This is a genomic window from Streptomyces sp. NPDC056222 (assembly GCF_042264065.1).
Classification (GTDB): Bacteria; Actinomycetota; Actinomycetes; order Streptomycetales; family Streptomycetaceae; genus Streptomyces.
The window spans coordinates 158,542-177,330 of sequence record NZ_JBHJTL010000002.1 but is presented as its reverse complement, the minus strand read 5'-3'; the positions used below and the strand labels follow the sequence as shown (position 1 = coordinate 177,330).

The 18,789-nt window shown below is 71.2% G+C and carries 16 protein-coding genes; 14 read left to right on the top strand and 2 right to left on the bottom strand.

The window, feature by feature from the left end; translation table 11 throughout:
* Positions 1-44: 44 nt before the first annotated feature.
* A complete protein-coding gene (locus ACFC0D_RS01985; protein ID WP_376430511.1) occupies positions 45-1,247 on the top strand; it encodes an erythromycin esterase family protein in 1,203 nt (400 codons plus the stop codon).
* A 177-nt stretch (positions 1,248-1,424) separates the two neighbouring features.
* Positions 1,425-2,000 carry a flavin reductase family protein gene (locus tag ACFC0D_RS01980; protein WP_376430510.1) on the top strand — a complete coding sequence of 192 codons (576 nt, stop codon included), beginning with the start codon at positions 1,425-1,427 and terminating at the stop codon, positions 1,998-2,000.
* Here the strand turns inward: ACFC0D_RS01980 and ACFC0D_RS01975 are convergent.
* Positions 1,978-4,080: a SpoIIE family protein phosphatase gene (locus ACFC0D_RS01975; RefSeq protein WP_376430509.1), complete on the bottom strand. Its 2,103-nt coding sequence runs from the start codon at positions 4,078-4,080 to the stop codon at positions 1,978-1,980. The two genes, ACFC0D_RS01980 and ACFC0D_RS01975, sit on opposite strands and share 23 nt — an antisense overlap.
* A gap of 168 nt (positions 4,081-4,248) precedes the next feature.
* Positions 4,249-5,253: an RNA-binding protein gene (locus tag ACFC0D_RS01970; protein WP_376430508.1), complete on the bottom strand. Its 1,005-nt coding sequence runs from the start codon at positions 5,251-5,253 to the stop codon at positions 4,249-4,251.
* A gap of 936 nt (positions 5,254-6,189) precedes the next feature.
* Here ACFC0D_RS01970 and ACFC0D_RS01965 point away from each other — a divergent pair.
* From ACFC0D_RS01965 to ACFC0D_RS01910, 12 genes are all read left to right on the top strand, one after another.
* Positions 6,190-7,221 (top strand): hypothetical protein, encoded by a 1,032-nt coding sequence (locus ACFC0D_RS01965; RefSeq protein ID WP_376430507.1) that lies wholly within the window; start codon positions 6,190-6,192, stop codon positions 7,219-7,221.
* A gap of 33 nt (positions 7,222-7,254) precedes the next feature.
* The gene (locus ACFC0D_RS01960) at positions 7,255-8,526 is read left to right on the top strand and encodes an FAD-dependent oxidoreductase (RefSeq protein ID WP_376430506.1); all 1,272 of its coding nucleotides are present in this window, start codon (positions 7,255-7,257) and stop codon (positions 8,524-8,526) included.
* A 114-nt stretch (positions 8,527-8,640) separates the two neighbouring features.
* Positions 8,641-10,071: an MFS transporter gene (locus ACFC0D_RS01955; protein ID WP_376430505.1), complete on the top strand. Its 1,431-nt coding sequence runs from the start codon at positions 8,641-8,643 to the stop codon at positions 10,069-10,071.
* A gap of 58 nt (positions 10,072-10,129) precedes the next feature.
* Positions 10,130-10,978: an FAD binding domain-containing protein gene (locus ACFC0D_RS01950; RefSeq protein ID WP_376430504.1), complete on the top strand. Its 849-nt coding sequence runs from the start codon at positions 10,130-10,132 to the stop codon at positions 10,976-10,978.
* Complete coding sequence (locus ACFC0D_RS01945; RefSeq protein ID WP_376430503.1) at positions 10,975-13,368, top strand: xanthine dehydrogenase family protein molybdopterin-binding subunit; 2,394 nt, start codon at positions 10,975-10,977, stop codon at positions 13,366-13,368. The genes ACFC0D_RS01950 and ACFC0D_RS01945 overlap by 4 nt, the downstream gene beginning before the upstream one ends.
* Positions 13,365-14,000, top strand: a complete 636-nt coding sequence (locus ACFC0D_RS01940; RefSeq protein ID WP_376430502.1) for a (2Fe-2S)-binding protein — start codon at positions 13,365-13,367, stop codon at positions 13,998-14,000. The genes ACFC0D_RS01945 and ACFC0D_RS01940 overlap by 4 nt, the downstream gene beginning before the upstream one ends.
* Entirely contained in the window at positions 13,991-14,623 is a 633-nt protein-coding gene (locus tag ACFC0D_RS01935) for an SRPBCC family protein (protein ID WP_376430501.1), read from the top strand. Before ACFC0D_RS01940 ends, ACFC0D_RS01935 begins: the two co-directional genes overlap by 10 nt.
* Entirely contained in the window at positions 14,620-15,297 is a 678-nt protein-coding gene (locus ACFC0D_RS01930) for an isochorismatase family protein (protein WP_376430500.1), read from the top strand. Before ACFC0D_RS01935 ends, ACFC0D_RS01930 begins: the two co-directional genes overlap by 4 nt.
* Entirely contained in the window at positions 15,294-16,232 is a 939-nt protein-coding gene (locus tag ACFC0D_RS01925; protein ID WP_376430499.1) for an alpha/beta fold hydrolase, read from the top strand. Before ACFC0D_RS01930 ends, ACFC0D_RS01925 begins: the two co-directional genes overlap by 4 nt.
* Positions 16,233-16,240: 8 nt before the next feature.
* Positions 16,241-16,720 carry a MarR family winged helix-turn-helix transcriptional regulator gene (locus ACFC0D_RS01920; protein ID WP_376430551.1) on the top strand — a complete coding sequence of 160 codons (480 nt, stop codon included), beginning with the start codon at positions 16,241-16,243 and terminating at the stop codon, positions 16,718-16,720.
* An 84-nt stretch (positions 16,721-16,804) separates the two neighbouring features.
* Complete coding sequence (locus tag ACFC0D_RS01915) at positions 16,805-17,572, top strand: Asp/Glu racemase (RefSeq protein ID WP_376430498.1); 768 nt, start codon at positions 16,805-16,807, stop codon at positions 17,570-17,572.
* A 43-nt stretch (positions 17,573-17,615) separates the two neighbouring features.
* Positions 17,616-18,761 (top strand): XdhC family protein, encoded by a 1,146-nt coding sequence (locus tag ACFC0D_RS01910; protein ID WP_376430497.1) that lies wholly within the window; start codon positions 17,616-17,618, stop codon positions 18,759-18,761.
* Positions 18,762-18,789: the final 28 nt, after the last annotated feature.

Genomic DNA, 18,789 nt, shown 5'->3' with positions numbered 1-18,789 from the left:
CGTGCGAAAGTTTCAATCGAAAGTTCAACGATACCGTTGAAGGCATGGCTACCGACATCAAGGACACCGCCCATGCCGTCGAGGCCGCCGCCGTCATGGGGCTGCTCCCGGTCCGGCCGCGGTTGCTCGCGCTGGGCGAGCCCACCCACGGCGAGGACACGCTGCTGGACGTGCGCAACGCGCTCTTCCGACAGCTCGTCGAGGAGGAGGGCTACCGGACGATCACGATCGAGAGCGGCTGCCTGGCGGGCCTGATCGTGGACGACCACGTCACCTCGGGCGCGGGCACCCTCGACGAGGTCATGGAGCGCGGCTTCACCCATGGCTTCGGCGCGTCCGCGGCCAACCGCGAACTCGTGCGCTGGATGCGGGAGTACAACGTCGGCCGACAGCCGTCCGAACAGCTCCGCTTCGCCGGCTTCGACGGCCCGCTGGAGATCACCGGCGCCGAGAGCCCCCGGCAGGCCCTCATCGCGCTCCACGACTGCCTCGCGGCCGGCGTGGACGCGGACCTGCTCCCCTGCACCGCGGACACACTCGACCGCCTGCTCGGCGCCGACGACCGGTGGGCCGACTCCGCCGCGATGATGGACCCTGCGCGGTCCGTCGGACAGTCGGCCGAGGCCAAGGAACTGCGGCTGCTCGCCGACGATCTGGTGGCGCTGCTCGACGAGCAGACACCGCATCTGATCACGACGACGTCGCGGGAGGAGTGGGACCGGGCGCGCCTGTACGGGCGCACCGCCACCGGCCTGCTGCGCTACCACCATTGGATGGCCGACACGTCACCGAGCCGCATGGCGCGGCTGGTGGGCCTGCGCGGCCTGATGATGGCCGACAACCTCCTCGCCCTCGCCGAACGGGGCCCGGCACTGGTCTTCGCCCACAACGGCCACCTCCAGCGGAACAAGAGCACGATGCGGCTGGGCGACCTGCGACTGGAGTGGTGGAGCGCCGGCGCGATCGTGAACTCCAGCCTGGGCGAGGGGTACGCCTTCCTGGCCACGGCCCTCGGTACGATCCGGCACCAGGGAGTGGACACCCCACCGCCGGACACCGTCGAAGGACTCCTGTACGCGCTCCCGGAGGACCGCTGCGTCATCGACGCCCCGCGGCTGGCCGCCGCCCTCTGCGATACGCGGCCCGCGCCCCGCGAATCCTCCTGGTTCGGCTACTCCCCGATCGACCCGGCCCACCTGGCGGACAGCGACGGCATCGTGTTCGTCAAGGACGTTCCGCGGGGTTAGTGCCACCGGCGGTGGGAGAGCCGTCCGTCCCCGGGAGCGGATCGGTGTCGTTCGGGGCCCGAGCCGACCCGACCCCAGCTGGGACGCGCGGCCCGCATGGGCCGGACAGCGCAACCCGGCTTCCGGACGACGACGGCTGTGGTCGAATCGGTCCCGACGAGGCGAGAGGAGCCGAACGTGACGGGACTGGACGTGTTCACGGACGTGCTCGACCACCCGGTGTACGTCGTGACGGCGGCGGCAGGGGACGGCGAGAGGGCCGGGTGCCTCGTGGGGTTCGCCTCCCAGTGCTCGATCGAACCGGCGCGCTTCACGGTGTGGCTGTCCCGGAACAACCACACGTACCTGGTCGCCTGCCGCTCCTCCCATCTCGCGGTGCACGTCCTGCGCCGCGCGCAGATCGAGACCGCACGGCTCTTCGGCGAGGAGACGGGCGACGAGGTCGACAAGTTCACCCGTGTGACGTGGCGGACCGGACCCGGCGGTGCGCCCGTACTCGCCGACGCCCGCGCCTGGTTCGTCGGTCGGGTGGAGGAACGGTGGGACGGCGGAGACCACGTCGGCTTCCTGCTCACCCCGGTCGCGGTAGGCGCCTCCGAACCCGACAAGGCCACGGACGCCGAAGACGGGACCCAGCCCGAAGCCGAGGGAGTCGCCGACCCCGAGGGCTCGGTCCGACCCGAGGGCGCCGGGCGGCCGGCCCTCCTGCGTCTCAGCGACGTCTCCGACTTCAGTCCAGGTCACCCGGCCTGAGTTCGGGGCCTTGACGCCGGATCCGGGCGAGGACGATCACGGCGTCGTCGGTGGGCGTGTCGGGCAGCATGCGCGCCAGGATGTCGTCCGCCGTCTCCTCCAACGTGCCGGTCGCACCTGCGAGTTGGGACCCGAGCGCCGCCATTCCCTCGCCGATGTCGACGCCGCGCGCCTCGACGAGGCCGTCGGTGTAGAGCGCGAGGGTGTCGCCGTCGTGGAGCTCGATCTCCGTCGTACGGAACGGCACGTCGCCGACGCCCAGCGGCACCCCCAGCACCTCGTCGATCGACTCGACCGTGCCGTCCGCCCGGCGACGCAGCGGCGGCAGGTGACCCGCGTTCGCGATGCGGGCCAGGCCTGTTGTCGGGTCGTAGCGGATGTAGAGACAGGTCGCGTACGCGATGCCGGCGTCCTCTGCGCAGGCGTCGAGCTCCCTGAGCAGACTGTCGGGTTCCAGATTCTGGCGGGCCAGTGCCTTGGCGGTGATGCGCAGGCGCCCCATCGCCGCCGCCGCGGGCACGCCGTGCCCCATCACGTCACCGACCACCAGCGCCACGCGGCCGCCCGGCAGGTCGATTACGTCGTACCAGTCGCCGCCGACCTCCGTGACGTGGCTGCCGGGCAGATAGCGGTGGGCGACGCGCACGGACGGGCTGTTCGCGAGCGCGGTGGGCAGCAGTTCCCGCTGGAGGGTGAGCGCGATGTCCTGGACCCGGCTGTAGAGCCGCGCGTTGTCCAGGCACAGCGCGGCCCGCGAGGCGAGCTCGCCCGCCAGGCTGAGGTCCTGCTCGGTGAAGTCCGGGCGGGTGTCGGAGCGGCCGAACATGGCGATGCCCTGCACCGTGCCCCGCGCGATGAGTGGAGCGATGAGCAGAGATGTCAGACCGCTGTCGACAAGGAGCTGGGCGCGGGCCTGGTGGATGACCGTCCGGGTCATGAAATCGGCGTCGACGGGGAAGCAGACGGGTCGGCCCGTTCGGAGAGTCTCGTGGATGCTGGAGCCGGGCGGGTAGGTCACGCGCTCCAGGCCACCGACCAGCTCGGGGGCGGGAGGCGGCAGGCACGTACCGGCCGCGATCCGGCGGGTGACCAGCACCGCTTCCGGATCGAACACCTCGCGTTCGTCCTCCCACTCCACGACCTCCACCACGGAGGCGTCGCAGAACTCGGGAACGACCGCGTCGACCAGTTCGCGGGCGGTGACGTCCACGTCGAGCGTGGCGCCGATGCGGGCCGCGGCCCGGTCCAGCAACGCCAGCCTCTGCCGCCCGGCGGCCGCCTCCACGATGGCCTGCTCACGGTCGGTGACGTCCACGAGGAGTCCGCCCAGGCCAGGGCGCGTACCGACGGCCTGGCTGAGGGGGAAGAAGCTCACTGAGCGTACGTGGTCCCGGTCGGGGCGGCCCGGCGTACGCAGGACGACCAGCGCGTTCACGACGGGCCGGCCCTCGTCGGCGACGGCCCGCAGCATGCGCTGGTACTCGTCCCCGTCGGACGTGATCATGAACTCTTCCATGGTCCGCCCGATGTGGTCCTCGATCGGGATCCCGTCCATGTCGGCCAGGGCCTGGTTGAGATGGACGTAGCGCAGGTTCTCGTCGAGCATCACGAGGCCGATCGGACACGTCTCGAAGAGCGCGTCGAGAAAGGCGAGGTTGGTCTTCACCCGGTCGAGCCCCTCGCTCTCGCTCGCCAGCCCCAGGATGACGGTGCCGCCCTCGGCGCCCGTCACCGGGAATACCCGGAACCCACAGTCGAAGACCCTGCCGTCCTGGTGCAGCGTCGGCACGCGCGTCCGCCAGTAGCCCAAGGTGCGGCCGCGCTCCGCGAGGCGCTCCGCCGCCCCGGTCCCGTCGAGGGGAGCGGCGGGAAAGAGGACGGCGGCCGGCCGGGACAGGACGTCCGCGGCCTCGTAGCCGAAGAGCCGCTGCGCACCGGGCCCCCAGTAGCAGATCCGGCCCTCCTCGTCGATGCCGAGCACGGCCACGGCCACGTGTTCCAGCAGCGTCCCGGGTTCCGACCAGAGAGGCCCGGGCGCCTGCTCGTCCCGCGGCCGACCCCCCGGTCGAGGCGAGGACACCTGGCCCCCTTTCCGGGCACGCCCGAAGGGCGAGTGCGTTACTCACCGGCGGAGCGGGACCCTCAGGTCAATTCTGCCCGCGCTCCGTGGTTCGGACATCACGGAGGCCGGGGCGGCTCGCCCTCGGGGCAGGGGCGTGCCGCCCGCCGTCGCGCAGCGCGAAGGTTCTCATCCGTTCGGAGGCCCGGGGCTCTGAGCCCAACCGTCGAGGGATGGCTCGGCCTGCCAGCGGGCCCGTACCACCCCATCACCGTCAGGCAGGACGGCGGTGAGCAGAGCGACACGTTCATCGGCATCTACGGGCAGGAGTGCGGCAGCGGCCGCACCGGATACCCGGGCAGTCAGCTGCGGGAAGTCGTCCTCGTCGACGACAGCGCTGTGGATCCGGCCGTCCTCGTCCTGCCAGACACACTCCACGAGCCCCTCGGCGGGGAGGGCGCCGAGGACCGCGTCGATGTCGGAGGACAGGTCCGGCCACACGGCCAGGCGGGCGCGGGGTGCGAGCCCGGCGCGAACCGCGTCGAGCCTGTCGCTGGTGAGGCGATGCCATCGCGAGGCGCCGTCGACGTATGCCTCTTCCAGGAGTCCGGCGCGGCCGCAGGCGACTGCCCGGTGCAGATCGGCCCAGAAGTCGTCGTCCGCCGGTCGTCGGACCCCTTCCTCCTCGGGCTCGAAGTCGTACGGAGAGGCGTGCAGGCGTTCGGGGAACAGACCGAGTTCGCGGGTCCGGGCAAGTGCCATGCGGCAGGGTCGGCTGCTGCCGACGTAGAGGTACTGGTCCCACCCGACGTGCACGGCGAATGCGCCCTCCACCTCGAGCCGGCACCAGGCACCACTCTCGCGCAACATGAGCCGCACCAGCTCCAACCCGATGTCCAGGGGCACCGTGGCTCCGTCGTGAAAACCGCGCAGACCGTTCGGAACGACCCCGTCGAGCCCGAAGCCCTCCAGAGGTGGCTCGACACCGAAATGGACATGGGACGAAACCCCCGGCTCGCGAACGCACAGACGGTCGATGTCGCTGTCCGCGGCGAACGCTTCGACCGCCTGAAGATAGGCCGCCTCGATCTCGCCGTGATCGCTGGTGGTGTCCTCGGTGCCGGTGTAGTTCCCGTGATCGTCACGGTCGGCCGGGTCGTACTTGGTGACGCGATGGACGTAGGGGAGCTGCACGTCGCCATCTTCCAGGGCTGTCCTGAGGAAGCACCACCGGGTTCGAGGCAAGGGCGTCGGCACGCGCCTGGACCCTCCCGCGGGGAGGTCGGGAGGGGCGGCGCGGCCCCGCCCGCTCGGGGCAGGCGGGGCCGTCGCGCGATCCCGTCTCCGGGGGTGGACTGCGAGGACCGCGCACCGACACACTGCCACCGCGGGAGCCGGTGCAACAGAGTCGTGCATGAAAGAACCTGCGGCATATGCGAGTGCGTCGGTGGCTCTCGGCGGTCGGAGGAGTCGGCGGGGGCGACAGCAAGTACCGGCGCCGCGGGCCGGTGCGCTCGCCCATCCAGGTGAACAGCAGTCAAGTGCCGTCGCCGCAGGCGCAAGCCCGACCTCCAAAGGCGCGCCTCGGCGTACAGCCAGGCGCACATGGGGGCCGTTCATGCAGCGGTGGGCAGCGGATCGCTGCCCGCTCGGCCGCGTTCCGCGGTCGCACGTGAAGGATTCGGTTTACATCTGAGCCCTCCTCAGGGGGCGGCGTGCGCCGTCGGGAATCAGCCAGGGGTGAGGCGCGCGGGGCAGGTGGTCCGGGTGCGGATGAATAAGATCCGAGCACGTACGGTCGCCTCCGCGCAAGGGTTCGCGCCCCTCGTCTTCACCGCCCATTCGGAGGCCTCATTCGAGGGTGTGAGGCGAGTGCGTGAAAACGGCCAGGTCAGGCCTGTCTGGTGGTGATGTGGCGTGCCGGTTGGTGGAGGCGCCGGCAATTGAATCGGGTCGGCCCTCTTGCCAGAGCGAGATCGTACGTGCTCGGATTAATCCCGTCGGCGGCGCTCCGGAGCGCCGCATCCCACGACGTCGACTTCCTTCCGCATGGCTTGATCCATGCCCTCACTCGTATGCCCGAACCGGCGGCCAACCGTCTCACCAACCTCCCATCCCTAGGAGCGAGACATGTTCGACCTCACCTCTGTTGATCTGCTCGACGCGTTCACCCGTGAGCTGAAGCTGTGCAAGCTCACGCCCGACGAGCACGTCGTCGTCCTGTCCGAGCCGAGCAGTCGCGGTGACTACGTCGCCGCCGCCTTCGGAGCGGCGAAGGCCTGTGGCGCCCATGTCATCGCCGCCACCGTTCCCGGCGGGAACCCCTCTCCCACCGACAGCACCCACACCGGCGCCGGCCCCGGCCTGACCGCGGTGCTGAACGACAGCACCGCCCAGGAGCTGCTCAAGGCCGCCGACCTCGTCGTCGACCTCACGAGGGAAGGCTTCATCCACGCCCCGCTCCAGCAGGAGATCCTGCGCACCGGGACCCGCATTCTCTTCGTCTGTGACGCCCCGGACGTCCTCATCCGCAATCTGCCCAAGCCGGAGGACAAGGCCGAGGTCCTCAAGGGCGTAGAGCTGGTGAGGAGTGCCTCCACGATGAGGGTGACCTCCGAAGCCGGCACCGACCTGATCGTCGAACTGCCGGGCTCCAAGCCCGAGTTCCAGGTGGGCTTCGCCGACGATCCGGGCCGCTGGGACCACTGGCCGAGCACCATGGTGCTCTGCTGGCCGCAGTTCTCCGACGGGCGGATCGTGCTGGCCGAGGGCGACATCCTGCTGCCGTTCAAGGAGTACGTACGCCAGCCGGTCACCCTGGAGATCGCCGGCGGGCGCATCGAGAAGGTCTCCGGCGGCGCCGAGGCCCATCTGCTGAACACGTTCTTCGACGACGCGAACGACGAATGGGCGCGCAGCCTGTCCCACATGGGCTGGGGCCTGATGCGCACCGCCGACTGGTTCGCCACCGCCCTGTACGGCAAGGAAGAGCTGATGGGCATGGACGCCCGGGCGTTCGCCGGCAACTTCCTCTGGTCCACCGGGCCGCACCCCGTTCTCGGCCGGGAGTCGTACGCACACCTCGACATCGCCATGCGGGGCTGCACCGTGTCCGTCGACGACCAGGACGTCGTCAGCGCGGGCCGACTCGTCGACCACTGATCACGCCCTGCCGCACCCGCATCTGGAGAACACATGGCATCCACCCAATCGTTCGAAGTCGTCATCGTCGGAGGCGGGCTCGGCGGGATGACGGCCGCACTGGCCCTGCGCCAGCGAGGCCTCGGCGTCACCGTGCTCGAACAGGCACCGCAGTTCGGCGAGATCGGCGCCGGCATCCAGACGGCGCCCAACGCGAGCCGCATCCTGCTCGGGCTCGGACTGCGCAAGCAGTTGGAGGCCATCCACACCGAGCCCCAGGACCAGGTGCGGCGCAGGTGGAAGGACGGCAGCATCATCGGGCTGACCCAGCTCGGCGACGCCTGCAAACAGCGCTACAACGCCCCGTACTGGCACTACCACCGCGCCGACCTGCACGGCGTCCTCACGGACGCCTGCGTCGACCCGGCCGGTCCCGGACCGGTCGTCGCCCTGCACACCGGAAGCACGGTCACCGAGCTGGACCGCAGCAACCCCCGACGGCCCGCCGCCGTGACCGAGGACGGCCGACGCTTCGAAGCCGATGTGCTGATCGGCGCCGACGGCATCCGGTCCCGCGTCCGCGACCTCATGGGCCTCCCCGACACGCTGCAGTTCTCCGGCGAGATGGCCTTCCGGGCATTGATCCCGGGCGACCTCATCGCCGCCGACCCGGCGACCCGATTCCTGATGGACCGCTTCCAGAGCACCATCTGGTACGGCCCCGAACGGCACCTCGTCCACTACGTGATCCGCGGCGGTGAGTACCTCAACGTCGTCGGATGCGTCCCGTGCACCGACGACGTCGCCGAGAAGTGGACCGCCCAGGCCGGCGCCGACGAGCTCGTGAACGCCTACCCCGGCTGGGACGACCGCGTCGCGGCGATGCTGTCCAAGGCCAAGGACGACGTCATGAGCTTCGCCCTCTACCACCGCCGCCGCGACCCGGTCTGGGTGGACGGCCGCGTAGCCCTCCTGGGCGACGCCTGCCACGCCATGCTGCCCTACCAGGCACAGGGCGCCTCCCAGGCCATGGAGGACGCCGCGGTCCTGGCCGAGGAACTGGGCGGAACCACCGTCGACGGCACCGAGCTCGCGCTGCGCCGCTACGTCGACCGGCGCGCCAAGCACGCCGGCATGGTCCAGGACGCCTCGCTGCAGAACAAGACCTTCTACCACTACCCGGACGGCCCTCGTCAGGAGGCCCGCGACGAGCTGCTCAAGCGCGGCTTCGACGGAGAGTCCGACGTCTCCTACGACTGGCTGTGGAGCGGCACTCCGCTCAACGACCCGGATCTGGGCGCCTACGACTACCGCTTCGCCCGCTGACCCGGCCACTCGGGCCACTTCCCTTCCGGCAACCCCCAGCCCCACCCCGCTCTTCCACCCCCGGTGTCCGCCCCGCGCGGGCGCGTCCCCCTCGAACACCCCCGTGGAGCGAACGTGAAAACAGGCGACCAGATTGTTCAGGACCTCCCATGGAGATGGGGCGTCCAGGGAAAGATCTTCATCATCGGCGGCCTCGGCTACCTCTTCGACGCCTACGACATCGCGCTCAACGGCTTCCTGATGCCCCTGCTCGGTGAGCACTTCGACCTGACGCTCTCCCAGCGCGGCCTCGTGGCCACCGCCAACCTGGTCGGCATGGCCCTGGGCGCCGTGGTCTGGGGCGCGGTCGCGGACCGCATCGGCCGCAAGAAGGCCTTCAGCGTCACCCTGCTGATCTTCGCGCTTTTCTCGGTGCTCGGAGCCTTCGCCCCGAACTACGCCGTCTTCCTGGCCCTGCGATTCGTCGCCGGCGTCGGACTCGGCGGCTGCATTCCCGTCGACTACGCCCTGGTGGCGGAGTTCTCGCCGAGGAAGTACCGCGGGCGGGTCCTCACCGCGCTGGACGTGTGGTGGCCGGTCGGCGTGACCCTGTGCGGTCTCGTGTCGACCATGATGCTGACACTCGACGACAACTGGCGGTGGATGCTCGCCACCATGAGCCTCCCGGCGCTGCTCCTCTTCTGGGTGCGCCGGGGCATCCCGGAGTCGCCGGTCTACCTCAGCAAGAAGGGCAGGGAGGCCGAGGCCCGCGCCGTCATCGACGATCTGGTGGCCCGTACCGGAGCGCCGGTCGAGCCCTACGTCATCCCCGCCCCGGTGGAGGAGTCCAGGTCGAGGGGGCCCCGTGCCGCCTACGAACAGCTCCGCGACGTCTGGAAGTTCAGCCCGCGTATCACCTCAGCCGCATGGCTCCTCTTCGCCAGCGTCATGCTCGTCTACTACGCGGCGCTGAGCTGGATGCCGTCCATCCTCAAGGAACAGGGCCTCGGCGACACGGCCGCGTTCATGAGTACGACGCTGATGAGCGGCGTGGGCATCCTCGGAGTCCTGGTCTCCACCGCGCTGGTCGACGTGGTGGGCCGGAAATGGCTCATCGGAGCCACGGCCCCGCTCGCCGCGCTCGCCCTCGTGGCGTTCGCGCTGATGCTGGACATGCCGACCGGATCCGTCGTCGCCATCGCGGTCTTCGGCCTCCTGATGCAGCTGACCATCCCCGCCATGTACGCCTATGTGTCCGAGCTGTACCCGACGCTGCTGCGGGCCAGCGGCTTCGGCTGGGCATCGTCCTTCAGCCGGGTGCTCACCGGCTTCGCCCCGCTGCTGTTCGGCTCGGTCATGTGGCCGCTGCTGGGGCTGCCGCTCACCTTCGCCGTACTCGCCCTGGCCGTCGTGGGGTCCGTCGTCTGGATGGCGGTGGCGGCCCCCGAGACCAAGGGACGAGCGCTCGACGACGACGCCGAGCGCGACGCCGACGACGCCGAGGACCTTTCGGGACACGAGCCGGCCGAGGTCCCGGTACCAGCACCCGGTCGGGGGGTGCTCTGAGGGCTCGCCCGGCCGACCGGGCCCACCTCCCCGTCAGACTCCGTACGACAGGAGAACCATGAAGCCCGCTCCCTTCCGCTACCACCGGGCGCGCGACATCGAGGGCGCAACGGCGCTTCTCGCCGAGCTGGGTGACGAAGCCAAGGTCATCGCAGGCGGCCAGAGCCTGGTCGCGATGATGAACTTCCGACTGGCCCGGCCGGCCCACCTGGTCGACATCGCCGGCCTGCGTGCACTCGACCATCTGGGCGTCGACGCCGACGGCGGGCTGCACATCGGGGCACTCACCACCCACCACACGGTGGAGATCGCCCCGCCGCACATGCTCGGGGCGGACTTCGACGTCATCCGTGACGCCATGGCGTGGATCGGCCATCTGCCGATCCGCACCCGGGGCACGGTCGGCGGCAGCATCGCACACGGCGACTCGACCGCCGAGTGGTGTCTGCTCGCCGTACTGCTGGACGCCGAGATCGTGGTCCGGAGCCCGCGCGGCCGGCGTCGCATCCCGGCCGGAGAGTTCTTCTTCGGCTACTACACGACCGCCCTGGACCCAGACGAGATCCTCGTCGAGGTGGTCTTCCCGCGCCCCGCGCCCCACGCGGCGCTCACCGAATTCGCCGAGCGTCACGGTGACTTCGCCATCGTGGCAGCGGCCGTGGACCTGGACGTCGACGGATCCGCCGTCCGGGGCGGCCGGGTGGCCCTCGGCGGTGTCGCCGCGATGCCGGTACGGGTCCCCGAGGCGGAGGCGGTGCTGGCCGCCGGCGGTTCCTTCCGGGACTGCGCCGAAGCGGCGGCGGCCGCGGTGGACCCGCCGGGCGACGCGAACGGCAGCACCCAGTACCGCAAACACGTCACCCGCACCCTGGTCGAACGCGCCTGTGAGGAGGCGATGTCCCGATGAAGTCCACCAAGGACGACCGTCTGGTCGGCAGGTCGGTGGCCCGCCGCGAGGATCCTCGGCTGCTGACCGGGCGAGGCCGCTTCGTCGACGACATCGAGCTGCCGGGCATGCTGCACGCCCAGTTCGTCCGCAGCACGGTCGCCCACGGCGTGATCACCGCCGTCGACCTGACCGACGTGCGCCGAGTGCCGGGCGTCGTGGCCGCGTTCACCGCAGCGGACCTGGAGATGGGCGACATCACGGCCCGACTCGGCCGCCCGCTGTCGGAGTTCGTACCCACCGCCATGCCGGTCCTCGCCCGCGACCGGGTCCGCTACGTCGGCGAACCCATCGCCGTGGTCGTCGCCCGCGACCCGTACACCGCCGAAGACGGACTGGAAGCGGCCAAGGTCACGTACGAGTCCCTCCCGCCCATCACCCGCGAGGAACAGGCCCTCGCACCCGGTGCCGCCCTGGTCCACGACGAGGCCGCGCACAACACCCTCGTCGACGTCTCCCTGTTCGCCACCGAAGGCATCGACGACGTCTTCGACAACGCACCCTGCGTCGTGCACGTGGAGACGAGGACGGGCCGGCAGAACGCACTGCCGCTGGAGACCCGCGGTGCGGTCGCGCACTGGGACGACCGGGAGGAACAGCTCGTCCTGCACACCTGCACCCAGGTCCCGCACCAGGTGCGCACCGTCGCCTCGCGCTGTCTCCGGCTCGACGAGCGCGCGGTGCGGGTGATCGTCCCGGACATGGGCGGCGGCTTCGGGCTCAAGTGCGCGGTCGGCCGGGAGGAGATCGCCACCGCGGCGGCGGCACGGCGGCTCGGGCGGCCCGTGAAGTGGATCGAGGACCGCAAGGACGCCCTGTCGGCCTCCTTCCTCGCCCGCGAACAGCACTACACCGCACGCGCCGCCTTCGACGCCGACGGCCGGATCCTCGGCCTCGACGCGGACGTGGTCTGCGACATGGGCGCCTACTCCTGCTACCCGTTCACGGCAGGTATCGAGCCGCTGATGGCCTTCGCCGAGATGCCCGGCGTCTACAAGGTCCCCGCCTACCGCGTGCGCGGCCGGGCCATCACCACCAACAAGGCACCCACCGCCCCGTACCGGGGCGTGAGCCGCCCGCAGTACGTGATGGTCGTCGAGCGGCTCATGGAACGCGCCGCCCGTGAACTGGGCCTCGACCCATTGGAGATCCGACGCCGGAACGTCATCACCGAGTTTCCCTACACCGGCGTCAACGGCATCACCTACGACCCCGGCTCGTACCTGGAATCCCTCGACCTGTGCGAACAGGCGCTGAAGGAGGCCGGCTGGTACGCGCGGCAGGCCGCGGCCCGGGCCGAGGGACGCCATGTCGGGATCGGCTACAGCTGCTTCAGCGAACGCACGGGGTACGGCTCCGCCGCCTTCGCCGCGCGCAAGATGGAGGTCGTCCCCGGCTTCGACCTCTCAGAGGTCCGCATGGACACCAGCGGTGCCGTCACCGTCACCACCGGCACCATGAGCCACGGCCAGAGCCACGAGACGACCATGGCGCAGATCGTCGCCGACGCCCTCGGCGTCGACCTCGCCAAGGTCAAGCTCCACCAGGGCGACACCGACCGCATCACCTACGGCTGGGGCAGCTTCGCCAGCCGCTCGATCGTCGTCGGCGGCAGCGCGGTGGGTCTGGCGGCGGCCAGGCTCGGCGACAAGCTCCGCGCGATCGCCGCCGCCGAGTGGGGCATCTCCCCGGAAGGGACCGCACTGGACCAGGGCCGGGTCCGCCGCCTCGACGACCCGGACACGACACTCACGTACGAGCACCTGGCCGACATCGCGTACCTCAAGGCGCATCTGCTGCCCAAGGACATCGAGCCGGGCCTCACCGCCACCGCCGTCTTCGACGTCTTCAACGACGGCACCTTCTCCAACGCCACCCATGGTGTCGTCGTCGAACTGCACGAGGGCACCGGCCGGGTGGAGATCCTCGCCTATGTCTGTGTCGAGGACTGCGGTGTGGCGATCAACCCACAGGTCGTGGAGGGCCAGTGCCGGGGCGGCATCGCCCAGGGCATCGCGGGTGCCCTGTTCGAGCAGGTGACGTACGACGACCGGGGCGAGCCCTCGGCCACCAGCTTCATGGACTACAAGGTGCCCACCGCCCACGAGATCCCCGACGTCACCATCCACCACCTGGAGACCCCGTGCGCCTTCACCGAGACAGGCGCCAAGGGAGCCGGGGAGGGCGGCACCATCGGGGCCCCCGCCGCCGTACTCAACGCCGTCAACGACGCGCTGCGCCCCACCGGCGTCGAGCTGGACGACACACCCATCACACCGGAGACCGTCCACCGCGCCCTGACCGCGGCGGCACCGGTACCGCCGGCACCAGCACGGGAGCAGACACCATGAACGACACCAGCGGCCTGGGCGACGACGTCCAGCTCCTCACCCTCGACGTCAACGGCACCTCGCACGAAGTGATCACCGCACCGCGCCGCACCCTGGTGGACGTGCTCCGCCACGACCTGCGGCTGACGGGCACCCACGTCGGCTGCGAGCACGGCATCTGCGGCGCGTGCACCGTGCTGGTCGACGGGCTCCCGGCCCGGGCCTGCCTGATGTTCGCCGCGCAGGTGGAGGGAGCGAGGATCACGACCGTCGAGTCTCTCGCCGACACGGGAAGCCACTCCGACTCCGGCTCCCGCCACGACTCCGGCTCCCGCCCCGACTCCGGCTCCCGCCCCGACTGCGAACCCCGCTCCAGCTCCGGCTCCCACTCCGGCGAACTCGGCGATCTCCAGCGGGCCTTCACCGAGAACCACGGCCTGCAGTGCGGCTTCTGCACCCCCGGCTTCCTCATGCTCGCCGAAGGCTTCCTCGCGGAGCGGCCCGAGGCGACCAAGGAGGAGATCAGGGAGGTCGTCGCCGCCAACCTGTGCCGGTGCACCGGCTACCAGACCATCGTGGAGGCGATCGACGCCTGCGCGACCGCCCGGCGCGCTCAGCGGGCCGCGTGCTCCGAGGAGACTCCGTGCAACTGATCAATACCGTTCCGGTCAAGGCCGCGCCCGACGCGGTGTTCGCCCTGATCAGCGATGTCCAGCGAGTGGCATCCTGCATGCCGGGAGCCGCTCTCGAGGGCCGGGACGGCGACGCCTGGCGCGGCGCCGTCAAGGTCAAGGTGGGCCCGATCACGGCCGCCTATGCCGGCACCGTGCGCTTCCTGGAGGTCGACGCCGAGAAGCGGCGCCTGCGTGTCCACGCCAGCGGCGCCGACACCCACGGCAGCGGCGACGCCGAGGCCGAGGTCTCTCTGGAAGTGATCCCGTCCTCCGACGGCGCGCAGCTGAACCTCACCACGGATCTCGTGATCCGGGGGAAGATCGCCCAGTTCGGCAAGGGCGCCATCGCCACGGTGTCCGACCGGATCCTCCAGCAGTTCGCGCAGAACCTCGGAGACCTGCTCCTCGCCCGGAGCGACGCGCAGGGCCCCACCCCGGCCCCGGCCGCGTCCTGGTCCCCGGCCGCCGTGCCCGCCGCCGCGTCCGCCGAACTCGACGGGCTGTCGCTGATCGCCGGCCCGGTGCTGAAGAAGTACGGCCCGGTCGGCGCCGCCTTCCTGTTCGGGCTCTTCCAGGGCTGGCTCCTGGGCAGGCGCCGATGAGCGCCGGACTCTACGGTGCGAGCACCGATCGCACCTACAAGGCGGCCGGCTTCGGTTCTCCGGTCAGGCGTGGCAGCCGTCCGGCGATCGTCGTGGTGGATCTGACCCGGGGCTTCACCGAGGACTCGTATCCTTCGGGTTCGGATCTGACCGAGGTCGTGTCCGCGACCACCGACCTGATCGAGGCGGGGCGTCCGGCCGACGTGCCGGTGGTCTTCACGGCCATCGCCTACACCGAGGCCGAGGCGTCCGGGGACTCGATCGCCTGGCTGCGCAAGGCGCCGGGCCTGCGGGAGCTGGTCGAGGGCAGCGACGCGGTGGCCGTCGACCCGCGGTTGCCGATGCGGCCCGAACACGACGTGCTGGTGGTGAAGAAGGGCGCCTCCGCGTTCTTCGGAACCAACCTCGCCGGCACCCTGACCGGACTCGGCTGCGACACCGTCGTCGTGTGCGGCGCCACCACCAGCGGCTGCGTACGCGCCACCGCCGTGGACGCCGTCCAGTCGGGATTCTCGGTGCTCGTGCCCCGCGCCTGCGTGGGCGACCGGGCGGAAGGGCCGGCGGACGCGGCGCTCTTCGACATCCAGGCCAAGTACGGCGACGTCATCAGCCTCGAGGACGCGGTCCGTTACGTCAGCTCTCCGCCCGCTCCCTTCGTGCGGGCTCGTTCATGAGGAGAAGTCCCGTGTCCCAGCGATCGGTTCTGCAGGCCGCGCTCGCCGACCTGGCCGACGTGCCCGCCACCAGCCGGTGGGTCCGCTCCGGCGGCATCCGGCTGCACGCACTCGACTACGGCGGCGATCTGCCCCCACTGGTGATCCTGCCCGGCATCACCAGTCCCGCGATCACCATGGACTTCATCGCCCGCGAACTGACCGACCTTGTCAGGCCGGTGGTGCTGGACGTCCGCGGCCGGGGACTGTCCGACGACGGCGACGGCTTCGTACTGGAGGAGTACGCCGAGGACACCGAGGCGCTGATCAGCGGCCTGGGGCTGGACGACCCGCTGCTGTTCGGCCACTCCATGGGCGCGCGGATCGCGGCCGTCGTCGCGGTGCGGGCCAAGGTGGCCGTGCGCGGCGCCGTCCTGGCCGATCCCCCCATGAGCGGTCCCGGCCGAGGACCGTACCCCACCAGCCTGGAGGCCTTCCTACGACAGCTGTCCGAGGCCCGTCGGGGCACGGATGCCGACGAGGTGGCCGTCTCCTGGCCGACGTGGCCGCGGCGGGAGCAGGAACTGCGGGCGCGCTGGCTGTCCAGCTGCGCCGAGGAGGCCGTCGTCGGCACCCACCGCGGCTTCGAGCACGAGGACTTCTTCGACTGGTGGCCCCGGGTCCCGACACCGGTCGCCCTCCTGCACGGGGCCGACAGCCCGGTCGTCACCGCATCCGGTGTCGAGGAGGCCTCCCGGGCGAACCCGGCGGCCACCCTGCACGGCATCCCCGGCGCCGGACACATGATCTTCTGGGACGCTCCGACGGCAGCCCTCGCGGCCCTGCGATCGGCCCTGAGCACCGTCCTCTCCCAGCCCGCCCCCGACCCCGGCCGACCCGACACCGACCTCCAGCCGGGCACCGACCCCGCCACCGACAGCCGGCAGCGTGCGTAAGCGTGGTCATGTATGACGCGGAACCGACGTCCAGGACCGCAGCCCAGTCCCCGGCCGCCCTGACCGCCGCCCCCGGCTACCAGGTGCGCCGCCTCTACCAGGCGTACCTCGCCGCGTGGCTGCGCGAGGTGGACCCCGTGCTCACCGGCCCGCAGTTCGCCGTCCTCCAGACCGTCCAGGCATGTCCCGGACGCGATCAGCGCTCCCTCGCCGCCGCGGTGGCGCTGGACACCTCGACCATGGCGGACGTGGCCCGACGTCTGGAGACCCGGGGTCTGATCACCCGCCGCACCGCGGCCGACGACGGCCGCCGCAAACTGCTCCATATCGCCGAGGAGGGCGAGCACCTTCTCCGTGAGGCCGACCGGCGGGCACGGGCGCTGGACCGGCTTCTGATGGAGCCGTACGGCGACGCCGAACACCACACCCTTCTGCACACGCTGACGTCCCTCGCCGACCACTGGGTGGGACTGACTTCGGGCTCGTAGCCCCCGCCGCCGGACCGCCGTACTCGGCGCTCCGTACGGGGGAGTGGCACCGACCCGCGCCGCACACCACCGGAGGACAAACCCATGACGGACCATCACATCGGCATGATCGTGCCCAGCTCCAACCTGACCATGGAGACCGAACTGCCGCGGATGCTGAGCGCCCGCGAGGCCGTCGAGCCCGACGACCGTTTCGTGTTCCACAGCAGCCGGATGCGCATGAAGCACGTCACCCCCGAGGAACTGCGCGGGATGAACGCGCAGACCCGGCGCGCCGCACTCGAACTGGCCGACGCCCGCCCCGACGTCGTCGCCACCGCCTGCCTGGTCGCCATCATGGCCCAAGGCCCCGGCCACCACTGCGTGGCCGAGAACGAGATCACCTCCGTGCTGCGCGCCGAGGGCGCCGAGGCCCCGGTGGTCTCCAGCGCCGGTGCCCTGCTCAGCGGCATCGGGGCCCTCGGAGCCCGGCGCGTCGCCATCATCACGCCGTACATGAAGGGGCTCACCGCCCAGGTCGTCGAGTACATCGAGGACGCCGGCATCGAGGTGGTGGACGCCCTCAGCCTCGAAGTGCCCGACAACCTGGCGGTCGCCCGACTCGACCCGGCCGATCTGCGCGAGCACTGGCGGCGCCTCGACCTGCGCCGGGCCGACGCCCTGGTGCTGTCGGCGTGCGTACAGATGCCGTCCCTCGCGTCGATCCAGCCGGTCGAGGACGAAGCGGGGTTGCCCGTGCTGTCGGCGGCCACGTCCACGGCGTTCCGCATCCTGACGGAGCTCGGCCTGCCCCCCGTCGTGCCGGGCGCCGGCAGCCTGCTCGGCGGGCGGGTCGCAGCGGCCCAGCCGTGAGCGGGGCGCACCGTCGAGTCGGCCGGCGTGGAAGGAGCGGCTCATGCGTGACGTGATGGACCCGCTGATGTCCTGGTGGGCCGAGGGCAAGGCAGTGGCCCTGGCCACCGTGGTGGCCACCCACTCCTCGGCCCCGCGCCGGCCGGGCGCTTCGATGCTGGTGGGACCCGGAGGCGAGGCGGTCGGCAGCGTCTCGGGCGGCTGTGTCGAAAGCGCCGTCTACGAGTTGGGGCAGGAGGCGCTCACCGGGGCGCGTCCGGTGCTCCAGCGGTACGGAGTGTCCGACAGCGACGCCTTCGCGGTCGGGCTGACCTGCGGCGGCACGCTCGACGTGTTCGTGGAGAGGATCGACCCCGAGACGTTTCCGCAGCTGGGTGAGGTGGCCGAGACGGTACGGGCCGGACGGCCGGTCGCGGTGGCCACCGTGATCACCGGGCCGCCGGAACGCCTCGGCCGCCGCATGGTCGTCCTGCCGGACCGGGTGGTGGGCGGCACCGGCTCGGAGCGTCTGGACCGTCTCGTACGCCATGACGCCCGCGGTCTGCTGGACGCCGGCCGATCCACCGTGCTGCGCTACAGCGCGGACGGAGCGTGCCGTGACGGAGACCCGGACGTCCCGGGCGCGGGGCTGCGGGTGTTCGTCGAGTCCTTCGCGCCACCGCCCCGGATGATCGTGTTCGGCGCCATCGACTTCGCGGCGGCCCTCGCGCGTACGGGATCGCTCCTCGGCCACCGGGTCACCGTGTGCGACGCGCGTCCGGTGTTCGCCACCGCGGCCCGGTTCCCCGGCGCGGACGAGGTCGTCGTGGCGTGGCCGCACCGGTATCTCCGCGCCGAGGCGGAGGCCGGGCGGATCGACGCGAGAACCGTGCTCTGCGTGCTGACGCATGACCCCAAGTTCGACGTCCCGCTGCTCGAGGTCGCGCTGCGCCTGCCGGACGTCGGCTACATCGGGGCGATGGGCTCCCGGCGCACCCACCAGGACAGGTGGAACCGGCTCACGGATGCAGGACTGGCAGAGGCCGAACTGAAGCGACTGTGCAGCCCGATCGGCCTGGACCTGGGCGCCCGGACCCCGGAGGAGACCGCCGTGTCCATCGCGGCCGAGATCATCGCGATGAAGGGAGGAGGCAGCGGCCTCCGGCTGGCCGACCGTCCGGGCTCGATCCATCCCGATTCGGGTCCCTGACCGCGCGGGTGCTCCCACGCGTCGCCCT

Coding starts and splice junctions, on each gene's coding strand:
- ACFC0D_RS01925 (WP_376430499.1), top strand. CDS start 15,294: ATGAGGAGAAGTCCCGTGTCCCAGCGATCGGTTCTGCAGGCCGCGCTC.
- ACFC0D_RS01960 (WP_376430506.1), top strand. CDS start 7,255: ATGGCATCCACCCAATCGTTCGAAGTCGTCATCGTCGGAGGCGGGCTC.
- ACFC0D_RS01930 (WP_376430500.1), top strand. CDS start 14,620: ATGAGCGCCGGACTCTACGGTGCGAGCACCGATCGCACCTACAAGGCG.
- ACFC0D_RS01965 (WP_376430507.1), top strand. CDS start 6,190: ATGTTCGACCTCACCTCTGTTGATCTGCTCGACGCGTTCACCCGTGAG.
- ACFC0D_RS01910 (WP_376430497.1), top strand. CDS start 17,616: ATGCGTGACGTGATGGACCCGCTGATGTCCTGGTGGGCCGAGGGCAAG.
- ACFC0D_RS01945 (WP_376430503.1), top strand. CDS start 10,975: ATGAAGTCCACCAAGGACGACCGTCTGGTCGGCAGGTCGGTGGCCCGC.
- ACFC0D_RS01985 (WP_376430511.1), top strand. CDS start 45: ATGGCTACCGACATCAAGGACACCGCCCATGCCGTCGAGGCCGCCGCC.
- ACFC0D_RS01915 (WP_376430498.1), top strand. CDS start 16,805: ATGACGGACCATCACATCGGCATGATCGTGCCCAGCTCCAACCTGACC.
- ACFC0D_RS01920 (WP_376430551.1), top strand. CDS start 16,241: ATGTATGACGCGGAACCGACGTCCAGGACCGCAGCCCAGTCCCCGGCC.
- ACFC0D_RS01950 (WP_376430504.1), top strand. CDS start 10,130: ATGAAGCCCGCTCCCTTCCGCTACCACCGGGCGCGCGACATCGAGGGC.
- ACFC0D_RS01940 (WP_376430502.1), top strand. CDS start 13,365: ATGAACGACACCAGCGGCCTGGGCGACGACGTCCAGCTCCTCACCCTC.